The sequence below is a fragment of the Methanobrevibacter millerae genome (genome assembly GCF_001477655.1).
GTDB lineage: Archaea > Methanobacteriota > Methanobacteria > Methanobacteriales > Methanobacteriaceae > Methanocatella > Methanocatella millerae_A.
Window position 1 is genome coordinate 992611 of the sequence record NZ_CP011266.1, and the last position, 18442, is coordinate 1011052.

General features: G+C 34.9%; 23 protein-coding genes. 17 read left to right on the plus strand and 6 right to left on the minus strand.

The genetic code is table 11. From position 1 onward, the window contains the following. Nucleotides 1-3: 3 nt before the first annotated feature. Genes SM9_RS04425 through SM9_RS04445 form a run of 6 tightly spaced genes read left to right on the plus strand, consistent with a single transcriptional unit; the run spans nucleotide 4 to nucleotide 5225 of the window. Nucleotides 4-1023, plus strand: a complete 1020-nt coding sequence (locus SM9_RS04425) for a homoserine dehydrogenase (protein WP_058738991.1) — start codon at nucleotides 4-6, stop codon at nucleotides 1021-1023. Nucleotides 1024-1055: 32 nt separating this feature from the next. Next, the gene (locus tag SM9_RS04430) at nucleotides 1056-2276 is read left to right on the plus strand and encodes a cofactor-independent phosphoglycerate mutase (protein ID WP_058738992.1); all 1221 of its coding nucleotides are present in this window, start codon (nucleotides 1056-1058) and stop codon (nucleotides 2274-2276) included. A 17-nt stretch (nucleotides 2277-2293) separates the two neighbouring features. Next, complete coding sequence (locus SM9_RS04435; RefSeq protein ID WP_058738993.1) at nucleotides 2294-2911, plus strand: flavodoxin family protein; 618 nt, start codon at nucleotides 2294-2296, stop codon at nucleotides 2909-2911. 2 nt (nucleotides 2912-2913) lie between these two features. Then, the gene (locus tag SM9_RS04440; RefSeq protein WP_058738994.1) at nucleotides 2914-4269 is read left to right on the plus strand and encodes an MATE family efflux transporter; all 1356 of its coding nucleotides are present in this window, start codon (nucleotides 2914-2916) and stop codon (nucleotides 4267-4269) included. A gap of 12 nt (nucleotides 4270-4281) precedes the next feature. Continuing rightward, nucleotides 4282-4446 carry a hypothetical protein gene (locus tag SM9_RS11935; RefSeq protein WP_157064659.1) on the plus strand — a complete coding sequence of 55 codons (165 nt, stop codon included), beginning with the start codon at nucleotides 4282-4284 and terminating at the stop codon, nucleotides 4444-4446. A gap of 5 nt (nucleotides 4447-4451) precedes the next feature. Further along, nucleotides 4452-5225, plus strand: a complete 774-nt coding sequence (locus SM9_RS04445; RefSeq protein ID WP_058738995.1) for an alpha/beta hydrolase — start codon at nucleotides 4452-4454, stop codon at nucleotides 5223-5225. Between the two features lie 18 nt (nucleotides 5226-5243). Here the strand turns inward: SM9_RS04445 and SM9_RS04450 are convergent, their stop codons facing one another. Continuing rightward, nucleotides 5244-5987, minus strand: coding sequence for a hypothetical protein (locus SM9_RS04450; RefSeq protein WP_058738996.1), 744 nt, complete (start codon nucleotides 5985-5987; stop codon nucleotides 5244-5246). 80 nt (nucleotides 5988-6067) lie between these two features. Here SM9_RS04450 and SM9_RS04455 point away from each other — a divergent pair, with 80 nt between their 5' ends. The 5 genes from SM9_RS04455 (at nucleotide 6068) to SM9_RS04475 (ending at nucleotide 10793) form a co-directional block, all read left to right on the plus strand. Next, the gene (locus SM9_RS04455; RefSeq protein ID WP_058738997.1) at nucleotides 6068-7705 is read left to right on the plus strand and encodes a CTP synthase; all 1638 of its coding nucleotides are present in this window, start codon (nucleotides 6068-6070) and stop codon (nucleotides 7703-7705) included. A 235-nt stretch (nucleotides 7706-7940) separates the two neighbouring features. Next, on the plus strand, nucleotides 7941-8810 hold the full coding sequence (locus SM9_RS11660) for a prepilin peptidase (protein WP_083495832.1): 870 nt from the start codon (nucleotides 7941-7943) through the stop codon (nucleotides 8808-8810). Continuing rightward, a complete protein-coding gene (locus SM9_RS11665; protein ID WP_083495833.1) occupies nucleotides 8811-9242 on the plus strand; it encodes a class III signal peptide-containing protein in 432 nt (143 codons plus the stop codon). It begins immediately after the preceding gene. Nucleotides 9243-9305: 63 nt separating this feature from the next. Beyond that, on the plus strand, nucleotides 9306-10112 hold the full coding sequence (locus SM9_RS04470) for a hypothetical protein (RefSeq protein ID WP_058738998.1): 807 nt from the start codon (nucleotides 9306-9308) through the stop codon (nucleotides 10110-10112). Beyond that, on the plus strand, nucleotides 10113-10793 hold the full coding sequence (locus SM9_RS04475; RefSeq protein WP_058738999.1) for a diphthine--ammonia ligase: 681 nt from the start codon (nucleotides 10113-10115) through the stop codon (nucleotides 10791-10793). Here the strand turns inward: SM9_RS04475 and SM9_RS04480 are convergent, their stop codons facing one another. The 3 genes from SM9_RS04480 to SM9_RS04490 are packed head-to-tail and all read right to left on the minus strand — an operon-like array spanning nucleotide 10794 to nucleotide 12471. Next, on the minus strand, nucleotides 10794-11333 hold the full coding sequence (locus SM9_RS04480) for a nucleoside monophosphate kinase (RefSeq protein ID WP_058739000.1): 540 nt from the start codon (nucleotides 11331-11333) through the stop codon (nucleotides 10794-10796). It lies immediately after the preceding gene. Next, the gene (locus tag SM9_RS04485; RefSeq protein ID WP_058739001.1) at nucleotides 11330-12076 is read right to left on the minus strand and encodes a phosphopantothenate/pantothenate synthetase; all 747 of its coding nucleotides are present in this window, start codon (nucleotides 12074-12076) and stop codon (nucleotides 11330-11332) included. The genes SM9_RS04480 and SM9_RS04485 overlap by 4 nt, the downstream gene beginning before the upstream one ends. An 11-nt stretch (nucleotides 12077-12087) precedes the next feature. Beyond that, nucleotides 12088-12471: a hypothetical protein gene (locus SM9_RS04490; protein ID WP_058739002.1), complete on the minus strand. Its 384-nt coding sequence runs from the start codon at nucleotides 12469-12471 to the stop codon at nucleotides 12088-12090. A gap of 323 nt (nucleotides 12472-12794) precedes the next feature. Between SM9_RS04490 and SM9_RS04495 the strand changes: the two genes are divergently transcribed. From SM9_RS04495 to SM9_RS04505, 3 genes are all read left to right on the plus strand, one after another. Next, nucleotides 12795-13841, plus strand: coding sequence for a ribonuclease H-like domain-containing protein (locus SM9_RS04495; RefSeq protein ID WP_058740307.1), 1047 nt, complete (start codon nucleotides 12795-12797; stop codon nucleotides 13839-13841). A gap of 96 nt (nucleotides 13842-13937) precedes the next feature. After that, nucleotides 13938-15362: a HEAT repeat domain-containing protein gene (locus SM9_RS04500; RefSeq protein WP_232299180.1), complete on the plus strand. Its 1425-nt coding sequence runs from the start codon at nucleotides 13938-13940 to the stop codon at nucleotides 15360-15362. 43 nt (nucleotides 15363-15405) lie between these two features. After that, entirely contained in the window at nucleotides 15406-16437 is a 1032-nt protein-coding gene (locus tag SM9_RS04505) for a M42 family metallopeptidase (RefSeq protein ID WP_058739003.1), read from the plus strand. A 32-nt stretch (nucleotides 16438-16469) separates the two neighbouring features. Here SM9_RS04505 and tsaA read toward each other — a convergent pair whose 3' ends face one another. Continuing rightward, nucleotides 16470-16955 (minus strand): tRNA (N6-threonylcarbamoyladenosine(37)-N6)-methyltransferase TrmO, encoded by a 486-nt coding sequence (gene tsaA, locus SM9_RS04510; protein ID WP_058740308.1) that lies wholly within the window; start codon nucleotides 16953-16955, stop codon nucleotides 16470-16472. 166 nt (nucleotides 16956-17121) lie between these two features. Between tsaA and SM9_RS04515 the strand changes: the two genes are divergently transcribed. From SM9_RS04515 to SM9_RS04525, 3 genes are read left to right on the plus strand one after another with little or no spacing between them, the layout of a single operon-like run. Then, entirely contained in the window at nucleotides 17122-17328 is a 207-nt protein-coding gene (locus SM9_RS04515; protein ID WP_058739004.1) for a TOBE domain-containing protein, read from the plus strand. 28 nt (nucleotides 17329-17356) lie between these two features. After that, nucleotides 17357-17563 (plus strand): TOBE domain-containing protein, encoded by a 207-nt coding sequence (locus SM9_RS04520; RefSeq protein WP_058739005.1) that lies wholly within the window; start codon nucleotides 17357-17359, stop codon nucleotides 17561-17563. 19 nt (nucleotides 17564-17582) lie between these two features. Next, complete coding sequence (locus SM9_RS04525; protein WP_058739006.1) at nucleotides 17583-17789, plus strand: TOBE domain-containing protein; 207 nt, start codon at nucleotides 17583-17585, stop codon at nucleotides 17787-17789. A 184-nt stretch (nucleotides 17790-17973) separates the two neighbouring features. On the opposite strand, the gene SM9_RS04530 is transcribed toward SM9_RS04525, so the two are convergent. Next, the gene (locus tag SM9_RS04530; protein ID WP_058739007.1) at nucleotides 17974-18411 is read right to left on the minus strand and encodes a molybdenum cofactor biosynthesis protein MoaE; all 438 of its coding nucleotides are present in this window, start codon (nucleotides 18409-18411) and stop codon (nucleotides 17974-17976) included. Between the last annotated feature and the right edge of the window lie 31 nt (nucleotides 18412-18442).

Sequence of the window (18442 nt, forward strand, 5' to 3'; positions counted from 1 at the left end):
AATATGAAGGAATGTAAGATTATTATAATGGGATTTGGATCAGTGGGTCAAGGTATTGCCCAAGCAATCGCATTAAAAAAAGCTATGATTAAAGATAAATATGGAGTTGAGTTAAAGGTTGTAGCTGCTGCAGATTCATCCACATCTGCTATTAACCCTGATGGTTTGGAAGAAATGTTGCTTATTCATAGTAAAAATAGTGAAGGTAACTTATCCGCTTATCCTGAATTTGGAACAAATGTGTCCGGACTTGACGTATTGGATGCAGTGGAATATGATTTATTGATGGAAGCAACACCAACCAACATTTCAACTGCCGAACCTGCATTATCCTTAACTCTTAAAGCATTTGACCAAGGAAAAGATGTTGTAACTTCTAATAAAGGACATTTAGCTATCAAGTTTAAAAACGTTACTCGCGCTGCTGAAGAAAATGGTGTTGAATTCAAATATGAGGCTAGTGTCGGAGGAGCAATGCCTATCATCAACTTCACCCGTGAAACACTCTCCTCCTGTGGCGTAAAATCAATCGTCGGTATTTTAAACGGAACAACAAATTATATATTATCCAGAATGACTTCTGAAGGTTCAGCTTATGATATCACTTTAAAAGAATCACAGGAATTGGGTATTGCGGAAACTGACCCAACTCAAGACGTTGAAGGTATTGATGCAGCGTGTAAAACTGTAATTTTAGCTAATTCACTTTTAGGAATTGATGCAACCTATGATGATGTTGAGGTTGAAGGTATTTCCAACATCACTTCACAGGCTATTGAGCTTGCCGGCAAGGACGGTTATGTAATCAAATTGATAGCTGAAGTTTCAAAAGATAATTTGAGGGTATCACCACGTTTGGTTAAGAAAGGAAGCCCTTATGATATCGGCGGAACCTTGAATATGGCTACCATTAAAACAGAATTGGCCGGTGATGTTACAGTAATGGGACTCGGTGCAGGATCTCTTGAAACTGCATCTGCGATGTTGACTGATGTAATTAGTATTTTAAAAACCAAATACTAATTTTTTTATTCTTTTTTTTGGATTTTGATATTATGAAATATGTAATTTTTATTCCCGATGGTTCCAGCGACCTTCCGATTGATGAATTAGATGGCAAAACTCCTCTTCAGGTTGCTGAGACTCCAAACATTGATAAATTAGCTCAAAATGGATTTGGCGGTTTTACAAATAATGTTCCTGATGGATATACTCCCGGATCTGATGTTGCAAACATGAGCATTTTTGGATATAATCCTGCAGATTACTATACTGGACGCGGACCTCTTGAAGCGGGAAGCGTTGGAATCGATACCAAGCCAACTGATGTTATATTCCGATGCAACACGATAACAGAAAAGGATGACACAATGGAAGACTTCAATGCAGGCCATATCACTTCTGAAGAGGCAGCTGTTTTAATGGATGCATTAAATAAACATTTCACTGAAAAATATCCTGGATTTAAGGGAAAATTCTATGCAGGAATAAGCTACAGACATCTGTTTGTATACTCCTGTGATGATGAAGATGATGCAGACATTTTGGCTAATTTGAAAACCGTGCCTCCACATGACATTTCTGGTGAAAATCTGACCGAATACACAACATGGGATGATGATTTGGCAGTTAAAATGAGAGATATCATGTACGAAGCACAGGAAGTTCTAAAAGACCATGAAGTTAACCGGGCTAGAATTTCTGAAGGCAAGGCTCCTGCAAATATGGTATGGCTGTGGGGTCAGGGCTTAACTCCTGCATTGCCAGACTTCAAGGAAACATATGGTCTTACAGGTGCTGTAATCACAGGTGTTGATTTGCTTAAAGGAATCGGGATATTTGCCAATCTGGATGTCATAGATGTTCCCGGTGCAACAGGATTTTTTGACACTGACTACAAGGCAAAAGGGGAATATGGAATTGATGCTTTAAAAACTCATGATGTATTGTTCATTCATATTGAAGCGCCCGATGAAGCGGGCCATGCCCAATTGATTGACGAGAAGGTAAAGGCAATTGAAAGAATTGACGAGTTCATTGTCGGACCGATTATTGACAGTTTAGCCGGTCAGGACTTTAAGGCAGCAATATTGCCTGACCATCCGACGCCCATATCTCTTGGAACCCACACCCGTGATGACGTGCCACTGGTAGTTTATGCATCAGACAAGACCGGTGATGAATGCACATCCTTTGATGAAGAGGGAGTTAAAACAGGATCTATTGAAAAGCAGGAAGGATATAAGTTATTGTCAAGAATGATTAACGAATTTTAAATTAGGAGAGTAGTTATATGAAAGTATTATTAGTAAATGGTAGTCCTCACAAGAAAGGCTGTACATACACAGCATTATCTGAAATCACAAAGGTATTGAATGAATATGATATTGAAACCGAAATATTCTGGATAGGTACCAAACCTATAATGGGATGTACTGCATGCGGAAAATGTTCAGAACTTGGAAAATGTGCATTTGATGATAAGGTAAATGAATTCAATGAGATAGCTAAGGATGCTGATGGATTTATCTTTGGCTCACCTGTATACTATGCAGGTGCTTCAGGACAGATTACTTCATTTCTGGACAGAGTATTCTATTCAAGCAATGGAATATTCCAGCATAAGCCAGGTTCAGTGATATGTTCTGCAAGAAGGGGCGGTACAACCGCTACATATGACCAGTTAAACAAATACCTTGGAATTTCTCAAATGCCGATTATTTCATCTCATTACTGGAATATGGTTCACGGAAACACTCCTGAGGAAGTAATGCAGGATAAGGAAGGAATATGTACAATGAGACAATTGGCTCATAATATGGCATTCTATTTGAAATGTATTGAAGCAGGTAAAAAACAAGGTATTGAACTTATTGAAGAACCTAAAGAATTCACTAATTTCATAAGATAGAAATGAATCTGTTCAAGACTCCGGAAGGTTATTTATTTTCAAATAAGGCTTTGTTCTATCTTTTTATACCCTTGCTGATAGAACAGGCTTTAGAATTTTTTGTAGGACTTGCTGATTCCATAATGGTGGCTTCTTTAGGTGAAGTGGCTATCAGCGGAGTTTCACTAGTCGATTTTTTAATGCAACTTTTAATTTTTTCTTTTTCTGCTCTGGCGACGGGAGGCGCCGTAATTGCAGGACAGTATCTGGGCGACAATAAACTTGATGAAGCCAGAAATGCCTCAAATCAGTTGATATGGTTTTCAGCCATTTCATCGATTATTTTCATGTTTATTGTTTTATTTGCAAGATCCTTTTTGATAGGAATTCTCTTTGGACAGATTGAATCTGACGTATGGGCCAATGCAGATATATATCTGATGATTGTAGCCATTTCCATTCCGTTCATAGCAATATATAATGCGGGAGCAGCCATATTTCGAACGACCAATGATGCATTTTTGCCAATGAAAATAATGTTTGCATGTGACATTTTGAATGTTGTAGGCAATGCATATTGCATTTACTTTTTGGGATGGGGAGTGGAAGGCGTAGCTATTCCAACTGTCATCTCCAGATTTTTAGCTGCAGTAATAATACTGTACTGTGTATTGGATGAAAATTATATTCTGCACATCAAAAGGACTTTAAGACATAAGTTCGATTTAAAAATCCTGAAAAATGTATTGAACGTAGGCATTCCTTATGGAATCGAAAACGGCCTGTTTCAGCTGGGTCGTATCCTGGTGTTAAGTCTGGTTTCAACATTTGGAACAATGGCAATTGCTGCAAACTCTGTAGGATATGCAATAGGAATTTTTTCAGTACTGCCTGGTTTTGCAATCAATCTTGGTTTGACTGCAGTCATTTCAAGATGTGTTGGCGCCAATGACTATGAGCAAGTAAGATTTTATAACAAAAAAATCATATTAATAGTATTCATTTCACATATCATAATCAATGTTGCTATATTTGCATTGCTGCCTTTCATTCTGGATATATACCAGCTGTCAGACCAGACCGCTGCAATGGCAAGTGAAATGATTATCTGGCATGGAATTTTTGCAATCATAATATGGCCGATAGCATTCACTCTTCCGGCTACATTCCGTGGAGCAGGAGACTCAAAAACAGTGATGTACATTAGTCTTGCAGTGATGTTCACCTGCAGAATAGCACTATCTTACGTCATTGCTGACTGGTTGGGCATTGGTGTGTTCGGTACATGGATAGCAATGTTCATCGACTGGTATGTGAGGGCAGCCTTATATGTTTACCGGTACTTTTCAAATAAATGGACAGAATATAGAATTGTTTAGTAGGTGATTTAAATGTTTAGAAAGGATAATGATGCAATAAATTTGAATTTTGAAACTTTGCTTTCAAACCAATTGGCTTTAAGTAAAAACCAAAAGATAATAATGAATAATCAAGTTGCCCTTGATAAGAAATTGGACCAAATCAACAAGAAATTGGATCAGCTTCTTGAAAAGTGATTGCGATGGTACTGTTTAGAGGAGACATCAAGTGCAAGAGTCTGCAGAGAAGAACATCAATAAGCGTGATATTGCCTGCAGACAACATACACTTTTTAAATGATAGTGAAGAAATCGTTGAAAAGCCATACAGGACATTATATCTGCTTCATGGACTTTATGGCAGTGATGACATATTCCTGGCAAACACTTCAATTCAGAAATTTGCAGAAGACCATGGGATAGCTATTGTAATTCCATGCGGTGAAAACAGCTTTTATCTTGATGATGTGGCTTCTCATAGAATGTTTGGAGAATATGTCGGCCACGAACTGCTTGACATTACAAGAAACATATTTCCTTTATCCGAAAAACGTGAAGACACTTTCATTGCAGGTTTTTCAATGGGTGGCTATGGGGCTTTAAGAAACGGATTGAAGTACTGTGAGAATTTCTCCAAAATAGGGATGATTTCTGCTGCACTGATAACGGATGACATTGCAGATTATGGCGACAATCACAACGTACTGTACTCAAGACAATTCTATGAATCAATCTTCGGCAATCTGGATGAGGTTATTGGTTCAGACAAGGACCCAAAATTCCTGATTGATAACTGCAAAAATATTCCTGAAATTTATATGGCATGTGGGCTTGATGATTTTCTGTTTAAAAAGAATGCTGATTTTTATCAGTTTTTAAAGTCAAGGGATATTGATGCTACCTTTGTCGGCTCTGAAGGTGAACATACCTGGGAATTCTGTGACGAGTTTATAAAGGAGTTTATAAAAAGATTGTAGTGATGGTTAGGTATTGTTTTAGTTGAATTTCAAGCTGTCAACTGCTTTTATCAATTCTTTCATATGCATGTCCTTAACGGATTGGTCTGCAAAGCTGTATTCTTCAAAATAGAATGCAGGTACTCCATTTTGGTTCAATGGTTCTGTTAGAAATGGTCCGCTTGTTGTTGATTCTGGTGAATAATAGCTGATGTTTTCACATTTGCTTGCAACATCTGAAGCGTATTTCTCACCGTTTCCACCATTGATTGGACTGAATACGAATGTTTTAAATGGATATGCACCTATATTTGAATGAACATCTACAGCCGCTTTATAGCTGCCGTTAACTACTTTTGGATAAACATATTTGTAAGCAAGGTTCTGTCCGTTCTGCCTTCCGAGACTGTTGTCTGAAGATCCGTCTCCGTAATGACCCACATCCTTTGTAACATTTATTATGTAGATATCGTAGCTGTAGTTGAGATTTTCTGTTTTTGGAAGAAGTTTAACCAGAGTTTCATGTGTTTCACGTTCCAGAGGATGCACTCCAACCACATAAGCTATTTTTTCTCCGTTCGGATTTCCGACATTTTTAATTACTTCAACTGAACCAGGATCATCTGATGAGTTTGCAATCAATTCTCTTGTTGTTCCATTTGATGCCTGTGCAGGTATAATATTGCCGTTTTCATTATTGAATATGAACTGGTTGTAAACGGCAAAAATGCCTCCGCATAAAATTATTATCAAAATAATAATAATGATGTTATATTTATTCATAGTGTATTCACCTAATATAAAGTATAGTTATTGTACATTTTATATATTATGAAAAACTAAAATTATAATATTAATAATTAATTACGGAGAGGATTTTTCTGACAAAATATATTATAATCACAGGAGGGGTTGTAAGTTCTATTGGTAAAGGAATCACTTCCGCTTCTATGGGTAGAATTTTAAGATCATATGGTTTAAAAGTATCTGCTATTAAAATTGATCCTTATTTAAATTGGGATTCAGGAACACTCAATCCTTACCAGCATGGAGAAGTTTTCGTAACAAATGATGGAATGGAAACTGATTTAGATTTGGGTCATTATGAAAGATTTTTGGATGTTGAACTTGAAGGATTCGCTAACATTACCACCGGAAAAGTGTATGAATCAGTCATTAAAAAAGAAAGAGAAGGAGGATACCTTGGTGAATGTGTACAGGTAATTCCTCATATAACTAATCGTATTAAGGAAATGATTAGGGAAACTTCCGAGAAAAGGAATTATGATGTTGTTTTAATAGAACTTGGTGGTACTGTAGGAGACATTGAAAGCCAACCGTTTTTAGAGGCCTTAAGACAATTGCGTAATGAGGAAGGTTCAGATAATGTAATGTTTGTGCATGTTACATTCATCCCATATCTTAACGCTGCAGGTGAGTTTAAAACAAAACCTACACAGCATTCCACTAAGGAATTGAGGAGTATGGGTATCAATCCGGATGTCATTGTATGCAGGTCACAGGAACACATTGACGATGCTCTTTTGGCTAAAGTCGCTCATTTCTGTGATGTTGATGTCAATGCTGTTGTCAACACTCCCGATGCGGGCTCCATTTATGAAGTTCCTTTAGTTCTTGAGAAAAATAACATTGGTCAACTTATTGTTGACAGAATAGGATTGGATATTAAAGCGGATTCATCTAAATTGGATGATTGGGCAAAAATCGTTGATTCACTTAAGATTGAAGACCCTGCTGTAACCATAGGTATTGTCGGAAAATATGTTGAACTTGAAGATGCTTATATCAGTATCAGAGAATCTCTCCAGCATGCAGCAGCAAGTATTGGCGTAAAGGCAAACATTCAATATTTAAGTTCCGATGTTGATGAGCTTGACCGTGAAGTTTTAGACAGTTATGACGGTATTCTAATTCCGGGAGGATTTGGTGAACGCGGATTTGAAGGAAAATTGGATGCTGTTGATTATGCTATTGAAAATAATGTTCCGCTTTTCGGTATCTGCTTAGGTATGCAGTCAATGGTTACCCAGTTTGCAAGACGCAACGGCTATCCTGATGCTAACAGTTCCGAATTTGACGATAATCTTGCTCATCCAGTCATTGACATGATGGAAGAGCAGAAAAAAATCAAGAATATGGGAGGAACTATGCGTTTAGGTTCCTATGACTGTAAGATTATTGAAGGAACAAAAACCTATGATGCTTATGGTGAAATGGACATTGAAGAACGTCACAGACATCGTTATGAATTCAACAACGATTACAGAGATGAACTTCAGGAGAAAGGATTGATTATTTCAGGTACCAGTCCTGATGATTTCCTCGTTGAAATTATTGAAATTCCTGACCATCCTTGGGCTATAGGCTGTCAGTTCCACCCTGAGTTCAAGTCAAGGCCTAACAGGCCACACCCATTATTCAAATCATTTTTAGAAGCTATTTATGAATATTCTAAAACTCGTTTCTGGAAAATTTGGTGAGATGGGACTTGAAGGAAAATAAAATAATTCAAATTATTGAACAGTTGCAAATTAGACTGTAATCTTGTAAATCAAGATTTAACACTATACGCATTATCAAATGATTTTTAGAAGCTGTTTTTGAGCATTCTAAAAATTAATTTTTTTACTTTTTCATACAATATTACCTTTTTGCTGATTATTACCGGCTTAATTTCTATCTAATTAATATACTACTTTTTAAAAACTTTAATGCATGATTTTAGATGAAATTTTTCTAGTTCAAATAGTAATTACAGTTCTTTTCACTATTGTTTTTTGCTTTTATGATGTTAGGGAAGGTTTTCTTCCAAACAAATTAAATTTCATTCTGGCGATTTTCGGATTCCTTTCAAATTTAATTTTGACAATCATAACAGGTAACATTAAATTCATTTTCTTTTCAATTATTTCATATTCTATTACATATTTCATCACTTTAATGCTATGGCAATTGAATGTATGGGGTGGTGGTGATGTAAAGCTATTTGCATCAATCGCTGCAGTTATACCATTTGGCATAAACACCTCATTATTCAATATTTCTCCACTGCTGTCATTCTATCCGTTCTCATTTACTGTAATGGTAAACAGCATTCTTGTGTCATTTCCATTCCTGATATGTTTGCTTGCTTACATGATTGTCAAAAATAATATTTTTGATGAAAATATTGAAGTATTCAAGGGTTTTCTCAGCTATAAAAGCTTAAAAATATTGATAGATTCCAGCTTCAACAGGCATATCAACGTTTCCGAGCTGAAGGAGGGGATGATGATAAACAATTATTACTTTGACAGTGATTATATAAAGGAACTGATAGAAAGCGATAAGAAAACCAATTTGAAAGTCTTTAAAAGCGACCATGACGACTCCAGATACTATTTCAAGACACAGACTGCTGGAGGGATAACAAAAGATGACATGTATCTGCTTAAGATAATGAATGCTCAGGAAATCATTTCAAATCAAATCTCCATAAAGATGGGATTTCCTTATGTGCCTGCCATACTGATTGGACTGATTATAGCTATTTTCTGGGGAGACCTTTCAATGTTGATTTTAAAAAATATAATATTTGTGATTTAAATGATTATTGATGATAAAGGACAGATTTCACTTGAATATTTACTTATATTTGCTGTTTCGCTGATTATTCTGATTGCATTTACTCTGCCTCTAGTTGAAACTGCACTTGAAAACACTTTGGATGTATCTAACACTCTGAATGCCAAAAATGAACTTTCAAAACTGTCTAATGCAATTGGTCAGGTATATGCAGAAGGCCATGGATCAAAGCAGACAATGTATCTAAGTCTAAATAAGGCAATGAATGTTAAAATTTCAAATTCATATCTGTCAGGTTTGTATGTTATGCATGACGGCAATACAAAGGAGATTAGGCTGAATTACAATTCAAATCTCAATTCGGGAAGTCTGTTTTTGGATAAGGGTGAAAATAAAATAATAGTTGAATGGCCGGCAGGTGAAGATAAAATGATAATATATAAAAAATTATAATCCAAACTTATTTAAAAGGTATAGGCTAAATATTTATCTATATTTATTAATAGAGTGGATTAAATGGATTTTATAATTGCTATTATTTACATTATTTTGTTTATAATAATGATGGTATTCGTTTTTTCAATAGCTATGTTAAAGCCGTTCATGTCTAAAAAGGAAATGGTTTTGATTTTGGGCGTTGGATTTTTCATTGGCGCACTTGGAGGGGCGTTTTTCTTGTCTCCGATATATTCGGAAGTCCCCGAGATTGCAACTGCTGTTGAAAAGGTAATACCTGGAAATGAAGAAGTATTATATCTTGATTTATCTTCAGCTACTGATATAAATAAGTTAAGAGATGATTTGTCAAAGATTGAAGGATTTAAAAGTCTGGAAGAAACTGGAATTACGGTACCTCTGTGGTCGTTCAATGATAAGGAATATGCCTTTTTCAACAGTTCCGTACCTAATATGGATTCTCACTTTAAAAATTATTATGTCAATAAGAGTGCGGGAACAATATATGTTGCTTTGGATAACTACTCATCATCTCAGGCATTGAAATCTATCGCAGACTGGTACAGGTCCAATTATGCAGGACCAATCAACTATGCTCAGATTCATGCTAAAGTAGTTGTTTCCTCTTCATCATATGATCAGGTAAAGAATTTATTGCTTCAAAAGGGTATTGTAGCTTCAAGCGTTGAAGGATCTGTTCAAAACAGTATTGACAACTCAAACTCTTCCATGATTTCCAATACTCACTTTGTATTGCTCTGTGGAGGAATTGGAGTAATCGTTTCAGTATTGGGTCTTTTCTTTGAATCATTTGTTGTCGGTAAAAGAAGGTTCAACAGATTTTTACACACTAAAAAGAAGAGATAAATGAAGGCTGCAGTATTATTTTCCGGAGGTAAGGATAGTACCATGGCGGTTTATAATGCCTTGGAAAATGGGGATGATGTTAGCTACTTGCTTGCTGTGAAATCTGCAAATGACGAGTCATACATGTTTCATGTTCCTAACATTCACCTCACTGATTTACTTTCAGAAGCGATGGATATTCCTATCATCACTGTTGAGACTGATGGAATTAAGGAGGCGGAACTTGAAGATTTAAAAGATGGCTTTGAAAAGCTGAAGTCTTTGGGCGTTGAAGCTATATATACAGGTGCACTTTATTCAACTTATCAAAAATCAAGGATTGAAAAACTTGCCGCCGAAGTTGGAATTGAGGCAATCTCGCCGTATTGGCATGTTGATGAGCTGGAATACATGAGGATGATTGTATCTCTTGGATTTGAAGTTATAATTAGTGGTGTTGCTGCTTATGGTCTTGATGAGAAATGGCTCGGTCGAAAAATCGATGATGAATGCATAGATGACCTTGTCAAGCTCAACCAAAAGATTGGACTCAACCTTGCATTTGAAGGCGGCGAGGCAGAAACTCTTGTTTTGGATGGTCCCATTTTTAAAAAAAGAGTAAAAATTCTTGATTATAAAAAGGAATGGAATGTTGATAGCGGATTATACATTATTGAAGATGCAATTCTCGAAGAAAAATGATTAGATATCATATTCTTCAAAGAATTCTCTTATCTCTTTTTCATATGATTCCAAATCGCTTTCATTAATTATCATTTTATCTGAAAGGGATATGACCACACCAATTCCAAAATCAAGTTCTCTTTGATCCCTTTCGACAAATATTTCATAGTCTGTAGTGTCGTCCTCTCTTTGTCTTGACTTAATTCTTTCAAAGCGCAATTTGGGGTTTGCAAATACTGAAAGGATTATGAAGTTATCAAAGTTTTCTTTAAAGAGATCCACCTCAAAAGGACTTCTTATTCCCTCAACGATAATGGATTTGTCAAATCCTTCTTTCAGGATTTCTTTGATTTCTTTTATAGTTAGTTCTGCAACAATATACTGGCCATGTTCTTTTCTTAGGTTTTGTGCAGTTTCTTTTGTTGATTCTCCACGTTTTTTAGCTTCTTTTCTTATGATGTCACCCATGCTTATAACCATTGCTCCTTTTTGGAGAGCAATTTCAGAAACCAAGCCTTTTCCTGAACCAGGTAATCCTGATATTCCCATAATTTTCATTGTATATCCTCTTTTATTTTAAATGAATTTAATGATTCTTCCAAATTAGTCTTATTGTCAAAATCTTTAATCATTCCTTTTAGCAGTTCTTTATCCTGTGATTTTAAGTCGTCAGCTATCTTTGTCATGAATGGGATTGCACGAACCACATTATCCACAATTGAAACATCAGACATTTTTGATGTTCTTGAAAGAGGATTCAAATCAATGGTGATTATATTTTTTCCGCTTTTGGATAAAATTTCGGCCCTGTCGCCATCTTCAAGAGGAACCAATATCGTATCGGCACTATATATTCCGGTTTTGCTTGCAGATGCTCTTGGATTTTTAATCTCATTGATATACATTATATCATCATCGTTTGATCCAAGTATTTCGGGATAGCCGTGGTCTTTGTATAACTGGGTTAATTTATCTACCCTCTTATCAGTTCTGTAAAACAGGTTTATTTCAATTTTCGCATCAACTGCCTTTGCAAATTCTATGATTTCATCAATTGCAAGAGCGGTAGTATTTCCATTTACTGAAATTACAGGATTTTTTGACAAAATCATCAGTGCTACAGTCACATACATTGCTCTTTTTGCAGGTATTGTGGTCTTTTCGCCAAGCAGATAGTCAAATGCTTCACCTCTGCCATGAGCAATCATTGCAGAATCAGCCAGAAGACCTTCTTTTGATGCTTTAACAATCTTATCTCTTAATACTAATGATTCATAACGTGGATGGGCTTTTGATAACATATATTGCCTCTTTATTTTAATTCTATTTTCATCTGTGCCAGATAACCTAAAAATGTAGGTATCATTAGCAGTATAACTGACATTAGAATAATGTGTATAGGGTAATCTGACATAAAATCATTTCTAAAGTTTAGTACTGTGAAGAAAATAAAGTCTAAAATTATATCTATTATTATGAACACTATCCCGCCCAAAAATCCTTCAATTACCTCATTTTTATTGAAATTTCTTATATAGAGGATTCCAAAAAATCCGGTAACTATGACAATGATTGCGGGCATGATTAAATTGGTATATGCATTATTGTCGTATAGTAGTGGCTGAGCTATGATTGAAATTATATAGGTCACTACCCAAATCAATACTCCATATATGATTCCTAATTTAAGTTTCATAATAATCTCCTTAAAGTAATTATATGTATAGAAATTCATATAAACTTTTTCTTGATATTTTTGAAATTATTATTTTAAAAAGATTTTAATAAAAAAAGTGGTTTTTTAATATTAGGCAGGTAATGGGCATTACCTACCTAATTAAGCTTGTTTACAAGCTTTTTAGAGAAATGAATTTTAAAGTTTGGCTGTTTTAATTTACATTTCTGGCTACTGAAAAGTAGCCAGTTATATTATATGAATTTCTTAGTATATATATTTTATAAAAAATCAAGTTTGGTTTATTGAAAATTTTTATATTCAATGCATTATATAATTATAAATTGATGCAGGATTTAGAACATGAAAATTATATGTTGAAGTCAATACTTGAGACTTCGCCAAGTTCCGAAAGCTTTTCATTTGATGAGTACAGGAAAGTTTCTCCGGCTTATTATAATGACTTAAAGCTGCAGCTTCTTGAAAAATATCAGGATAAGAAGTTGACTGACATTAAAGGGAGCAAAGTAATAGAAACTCCTTACGGAGATACGTTAGAGATCGTCCAAAAAGAAAAGATTGATTTCAGGCTTGCTGAAAACAACTTCAAAAATTTGATGAATCACAATCTTAAGCTGCTTCCAAAAATAGGCATTAAGACAGAGCAGAAATTGAAAAGCCAGGGATTCGATACTATTGAATCACTTTTAAACCATGATTCCTACAGAAGTTATGCACTGGAATTTACACAGAATATTGACTGCATGTCTTTTGGTGAAATTATTGACCTACTGAACCGTAATAAATATGGAAAGTCCTGCAGGGACAATCTGATTAAATGCATAAGCATTCCTGATTGTGAAAATTTCAAATTTATGGATATAGAGACATTGGGTCTTTCAAACGTTCCGATAATACTGATAGGCGTAGCAGAAATTAGGGGAAATAAGATAATATCATCACAGTATTTCCTGAGGGATTTGGATGAAGAGATTGCTGTTTTGAAAGGATACTTTTCACATTTGGATGAGGATTCCGTTCATGTAACATTCAATGGAAAGACATTTGATGTGCCTTTTATAAAAAACAAGCTTAACTATCACAGGATTGACGTTGATTTTGACTTGGCCCATATAGATTTGATGTATTTTGCAAAATATTTATGGAGGGATGACCTGCCGAACTGTCAACTCCAGACCATTGAAAAATATAAATTCGGCATTGAAAGGGTTGATGACGTTCCCGGACAGTATATTCCGGGTTATTATAATACTTATCTCAGTGAAAAAAACATTGGACCAATGATTCCAATAATAGAACATAACAGACAGGATATTGTTTCTCTAGCTGATTTTCTCATGAAAATGTATGAAGAGGTTAATTACGAATAGGTGCTTTAAAATGGGGTTATTTGATAGATTTAAAAAAATAAAAAGGAAAAAAAGCCAAAAGAAATTCCAAAGGACATTGAAATACCGGAAGTTGAATTGCAGCTGAAGGAAATTGCAATGAACAGCAAAAACAGGAATGAACGGGCTGTTGCAGCAAACAATATTACAAATCAGTATGTTGCACTTGACCTGGCAAAAAACGTAAAAGATCGTGCAATCAGGCTTATTGCCGCAAATAAAATTGAGGATGAAAACCTCTTGTGGGATGCTGCAGAAAATTCCAATTTCTATGATGTCAGAAGCTTTGCATATGAAAGGTTGGGTGAAAACAACAAATCCATTGCTGAAGTGGTAATTAACGAGAAGAAATCCGAACATGTAACCGAGATTTTCAACAAGGTTGAAGACGAAGAAACGTTAAAGGATATTGCAATCAATGCAAAGGACAAGAAATACAGAAAGGAAGCTCTTGAAAAAATCCATGATGAGGAAATATTGTCAGATTTGATTTTCAATGCCAATGATAAGGTCATTCGAAAAAATGCCGTTTTAAAGGATTCACTGACAAATGAGGACACTCTTAAAAAGATTGCAATGACCGATTCAGACAGTGAAGTGAGAATAGCTGCAATAAATAAGATTTCCAATGAGGACAAGCTGGTTGAGATTGCAAAAGAGGAAGACAATGCAAAGGTAAGAAACATAATCTTTGAAAAGATAACCGATAAGGAATTGCAGAAAAATATTGCACTTAATTCAGGAAAATCCGATGTAAGGCTTGACATGGTAAAGATTATAGATGATGAGGATGTATTGTCTCAAATAGTCTTAAACGATGAGGACAGCGTTGTGAGAAGCGAGGCTATTAAAAAAATTGATGATGATGAAATCCTAATAAAGGTGGCAAAAACCGATTCGGACAGATTTACCCGCCAGACTGCAGTTAAAAAAATAACGGACTCTAATCAATTGGTTGGCATTGCATTGAATGATGATGATCCATTTGTAAGATCCCATGCAGTATCAAATCCAAATATAACTTCCGAAGATGATTTTGTTAAAATTGCTGTCAATACTGATTATGAAGACATTGCACTTGAAGCAATGAATCACATTGACTCTGAAGATGCATATGTAAAGATATTGCATGAGGCAAAATTGGAATCCGTCAGAAAGGATACTCTTGATAATATCGATGACTTGAAGGTATTGGTTGAAATAATTTTGGCCAATAAGGATTTGGAATTCAGCCTTAAGGCATTAAACAAGATTGACAATGAGGAAGTTATTATAAAAATCTATGAGCAGAACATTCATGAGGATATTAATGTCCGCTGTATATCCAAAATTAGAAGTCAAAAGCAGCTGACAGATATTTTACAATCAGACAAATCCTGGAGAGTAAGGGAAGCATGTGTTAAGAAGATAGTTAGTATTAAAGTCTTGAAGGATGTTTCTCTAAATGATGAGAACGAATATGTAAGAAATGTTGCAAAAAATAGGATTAAATCATTAAAATAATTTTTATATACTAAAAAATTTAAAATCTATACATGGTGATAAGATGCAATTAATGAAAGAACTTTCTTTAGCACCAGGGGTATCTGGTTCCGAAGAAGAAATAGCAAAAATTATTGAAAGAGAATTAAATGATGTTGCCGATACTATTGAACGCGATAGTATGGGGAATATAATTGCTACTAAAAAAGGTTCAAAAAAGGCACCTACTGTTATGTTGGCATCCCATATGGATGAAATAGGTTTAATGGTAAGGTATATTGATGATAACGGCTTTATTAAATTTTCATGCATTGGTGGAATCAACGATCAGATGTTGATGAACCAGACTGTAACAATTCACAGCAGTGTTGGGGAAAATGTTGTCGGTGTAATAGGTTCAAAACCACCTCACGTTACCAAACCTGAAGAAAGAAACAAAGTCGTCAAAGCAGATGACATGTTCATCGATATTGGTGCAAAGGATAAGGAAGATGCAGAAAAGATGGTCCGTATCGGAGATAAGATGACATTCAATGCATTGTTTGAAGAATATCCTAACAATCTGATTATGGGTAAGGCATTGGATAATCGTGTCGGATGCTATGTGATGATGGAAGTTTTAAAAAGAGTAGACACCAAAGCTACCGTTTACGGTGTCGGAACAGTCCAGGAAGAAGTAGGATTAAAAGGAGCTAAAACATCAGCATTCAAATTAAATCCTGACTTGGCCATTGCACTTGATGTAACATTATCCGGTGACCATCCTGGAATCAAACCTGAAGAGGCTCCTGTTGTAATGGGTAAAGGTCCAGCTATTATTTTGGCTGACGCATCAGGCCGTGGAATATTGACCCAGCAATCAGTCAAAGACTTGCTTGTTAATGCAGGAGATGAAAACGACATCGATTATCAGCTGGAAGTAAGTGACGGCGGAACAACTGACGGTACCGCAATCCATTTGACCCGCGAAGGTATTCCAACCGGTGTTTTATCAGTTCCTACAAGATACATCCACACTCCTGTAAGTGTCTGCAGCATGGATGATGTCGAATCAACAATTCAACTGATTGTAGCTGCAATCAACGGATTGGAATAAAAAAAGAGTTTTTAGGGAAGTTTTTTAACTTCCTATTTAAATCTATCATCTGACTTTTGTGATTTTGCTTTTTTATGATTGTTTTCAAACCATCCTATTTTTAACTCATCGATGGTGTCTTCATACAATTGGGGCACATATGGTTTGATGTCCAATAGTGGTGTTTCATCCAATACATCGATATTGGATATGTATACGGTATTTCCTTCAATTTTATCTATTTTTACAACTGATGAACCTATACGATTCGGTCTTTTAGGAGATCTTGTTGCAAATACTCCATGTGTATTGTTATCCATAAACGGCTTTACTTCGAGAGAATATCCATTCACTTTATGAAGCAAATATAATATATTGATGTGTGAGAAGTCTTCCAGGTCTTTTAAACCATCAGCATATTTATCTTTTATAATGAGTTTTCCTTTAATGCCTTTTGCACCTGTAGGTTGAATTGGCATTCCTTCTATTTCGGTAAATTCTGTATGTATTGTCCCGATTGATTCAAGTTCTATTTTCATGTTTTTATTTTTATCCATACTCTTTAATATATTATTTCATTTCGATTTTATCGATATGAAGTATTTCAGGTAATCGTTTTTAAAATTCTTAATTTTCAAAAAACCAAAACATTTATATACAATTCGATATAACATATTAATATACAACTAATAGGAGATGATTTTAATGGAACTTAGTGCTAGAAATCAATTAAAAGGAAAAGTTACAAATGTTGAATTAGGTGCTGTAATGGCAAATATTAAAATCGAAGTGTCAGAACCTTCAGTTATCACTGCTGTTATCACTAAAGAGTCTGCTGAAAGGTTAGGTTTAACCGAAGGTGACGATGTTTGCGCTTTAATCAAATCTACTGAAGTAATTGTAGGTAAATAAATAGATAATTTTTAAGGAGAGTATTGATATGGAACTTAGTGCTAGAAATCAATTAAAAGGTAAAGTAACTGGTGTTGAATTAGGTGCTGTAATGGCAAATATTAAAATCGAAGTGTCAGAACCTTCAGTTATCACTGCTGTTATCACTAAAGAGTCTGCTGAAAGGTTAGGTTTAAAAGAAGGCGATGATGTTTGTGCTTTAATTAAATCAACTGAAGTAATTGTAGGTAAATAAATTTTAGAGGTGTATTAATATGGAACTTAGTGCTAGAAATCAATTAAAAGGTAAAGTAACTGGTGTTGAATTAGGTGCTGTAATGGCAAATATTAAAATTGAAGTTGAAAATCCTGATGTTATCACTGCTGTGATTACTAAAGAGTCTGCTGAAAGGTTAGGTTTAAAAGAAGGCGATGATGTTTGCGCTTTAATTAAATCAACTGAAGTAATTGTAGGTAAATAAACTGGAATATATCCAGTTTAAAAATCTCTTTTTTTAAATTAAACTTGAATAGCCTAGAAAGCTAGGCAAAATAAATAAAATTATTATAATCAATATTAATACTATTATGAATTTTAGATGCTTTATTGTAAAGTAAACTGCAAAAAATAGTATTAACAACTTGATTATTAGGATAATACTCACGTTATCCTCCGGCTAATATTGTTTTAGTTCCTTGTTTGGAAATTTCCTCTTTTTTGAATTCTACATCATATTTGACTTTTTCAATGACTTCTTTAAGAGCATCCAATGTTTCTCCACGGTGATTGCCCAATACAGCCACTAAAAACAGGCTGTCTCCTGTGTAGAATTCGCCAAGATAATGGACGACAGAAATTTCAGCCACATTGTATTTGATTTTTGCATTTTCGACTATTGCTTCTATTTCCTTTTTTGTAGTTTCCTTGTCAGGAGTGGTTAAAATCAATTTTTCCAAGTCCATATTTTCTTCTTTTCCACGCACTATTCCTTCAAAAGTGAAAATAGCTCCACAATAATCAATTTTAGTATTTTTTTTAATGTCTTCAAGTAAATCTGGGATTGTTACTTTGTCTTCTTTTCCTTCGATAACTTTGACAACCATATTGATAACCTCATTATTATTTTTATTGTAA

Coding starts and splice junctions, on each gene's coding strand:
- SM9_RS04425 (WP_058738991.1), top strand. CDS start 4: ATGAAGGAATGTAAGATTATTATAATGGGATTTGGATCAGTGGGTCAA.
- SM9_RS04430 (WP_058738992.1), top strand. CDS start 1,056: ATGAAATATGTAATTTTTATTCCCGATGGTTCCAGCGACCTTCCGATT.
- SM9_RS04435 (WP_058738993.1), top strand. CDS start 2,294: ATGAAAGTATTATTAGTAAATGGTAGTCCTCACAAGAAAGGCTGTACA.
- SM9_RS04440 (WP_058738994.1), top strand. CDS start 2,914: ATGAATCTGTTCAAGACTCCGGAAGGTTATTTATTTTCAAATAAGGCT.
- SM9_RS11935 (WP_157064659.1), top strand. CDS start 4,282: ATGTTTAGAAAGGATAATGATGCAATAAATTTGAATTTTGAAACTTTG.
- SM9_RS04445 (WP_058738995.1), top strand. CDS start 4,452: ATGGTACTGTTTAGAGGAGACATCAAGTGCAAGAGTCTGCAGAGAAGA.
- SM9_RS04450 (WP_058738996.1), bottom strand. CDS start 5,987: ATGAATAAATATAACATCATTATTATTATTTTGATAATAATTTTATGC.
- SM9_RS11660 (WP_083495832.1), top strand. CDS start 7,941: ATGATTTTAGATGAAATTTTTCTAGTTCAAATAGTAATTACAGTTCTT.
- SM9_RS11665 (WP_083495833.1), top strand. CDS start 8,811: ATGATTATTGATGATAAAGGACAGATTTCACTTGAATATTTACTTATA.
- SM9_RS04470 (WP_058738998.1), top strand. CDS start 9,306: ATGGATTTTATAATTGCTATTATTTACATTATTTTGTTTATAATAATG.
- SM9_RS04475 (WP_058738999.1), top strand. CDS start 10,113: ATGAAGGCTGCAGTATTATTTTCCGGAGGTAAGGATAGTACCATGGCG.
- SM9_RS04480 (WP_058739000.1), bottom strand. CDS start 11,333: ATGAAAATTATGGGAATATCAGGATTACCTGGTTCAGGAAAAGGCTTG.
- SM9_RS04485 (WP_058739001.1), bottom strand. CDS start 12,076: ATGTTATCAAAAGCCCATCCACGTTATGAATCATTAGTATTAAGAGAT.
- SM9_RS04490 (WP_058739002.1), bottom strand. CDS start 12,471: ATGAAACTTAAATTAGGAATCATATATGGAGTATTGATTTGGGTAGTG.
- SM9_RS04505 (WP_058739003.1), top strand. CDS start 15,406: ATGCAATTAATGAAAGAACTTTCTTTAGCACCAGGGGTATCTGGTTCC.
- tsaA (WP_058740308.1), bottom strand. CDS start 16,955: ATGAAAATAGAACTTGAATCAATCGGGACAATACATACAGAATTTACC.
- SM9_RS04515 (WP_058739004.1), top strand. CDS start 17,122: ATGGAACTTAGTGCTAGAAATCAATTAAAAGGAAAAGTTACAAATGTT.
- SM9_RS04520 (WP_058739005.1), top strand. CDS start 17,357: ATGGAACTTAGTGCTAGAAATCAATTAAAAGGTAAAGTAACTGGTGTT.
- SM9_RS04525 (WP_058739006.1), top strand. CDS start 17,583: ATGGAACTTAGTGCTAGAAATCAATTAAAAGGTAAAGTAACTGGTGTT.
- SM9_RS04530 (WP_058739007.1), bottom strand. CDS start 18,411: ATGGTTGTCAAAGTTATCGAAGGAAAAGAAGACAAAGTAACAATCCCA.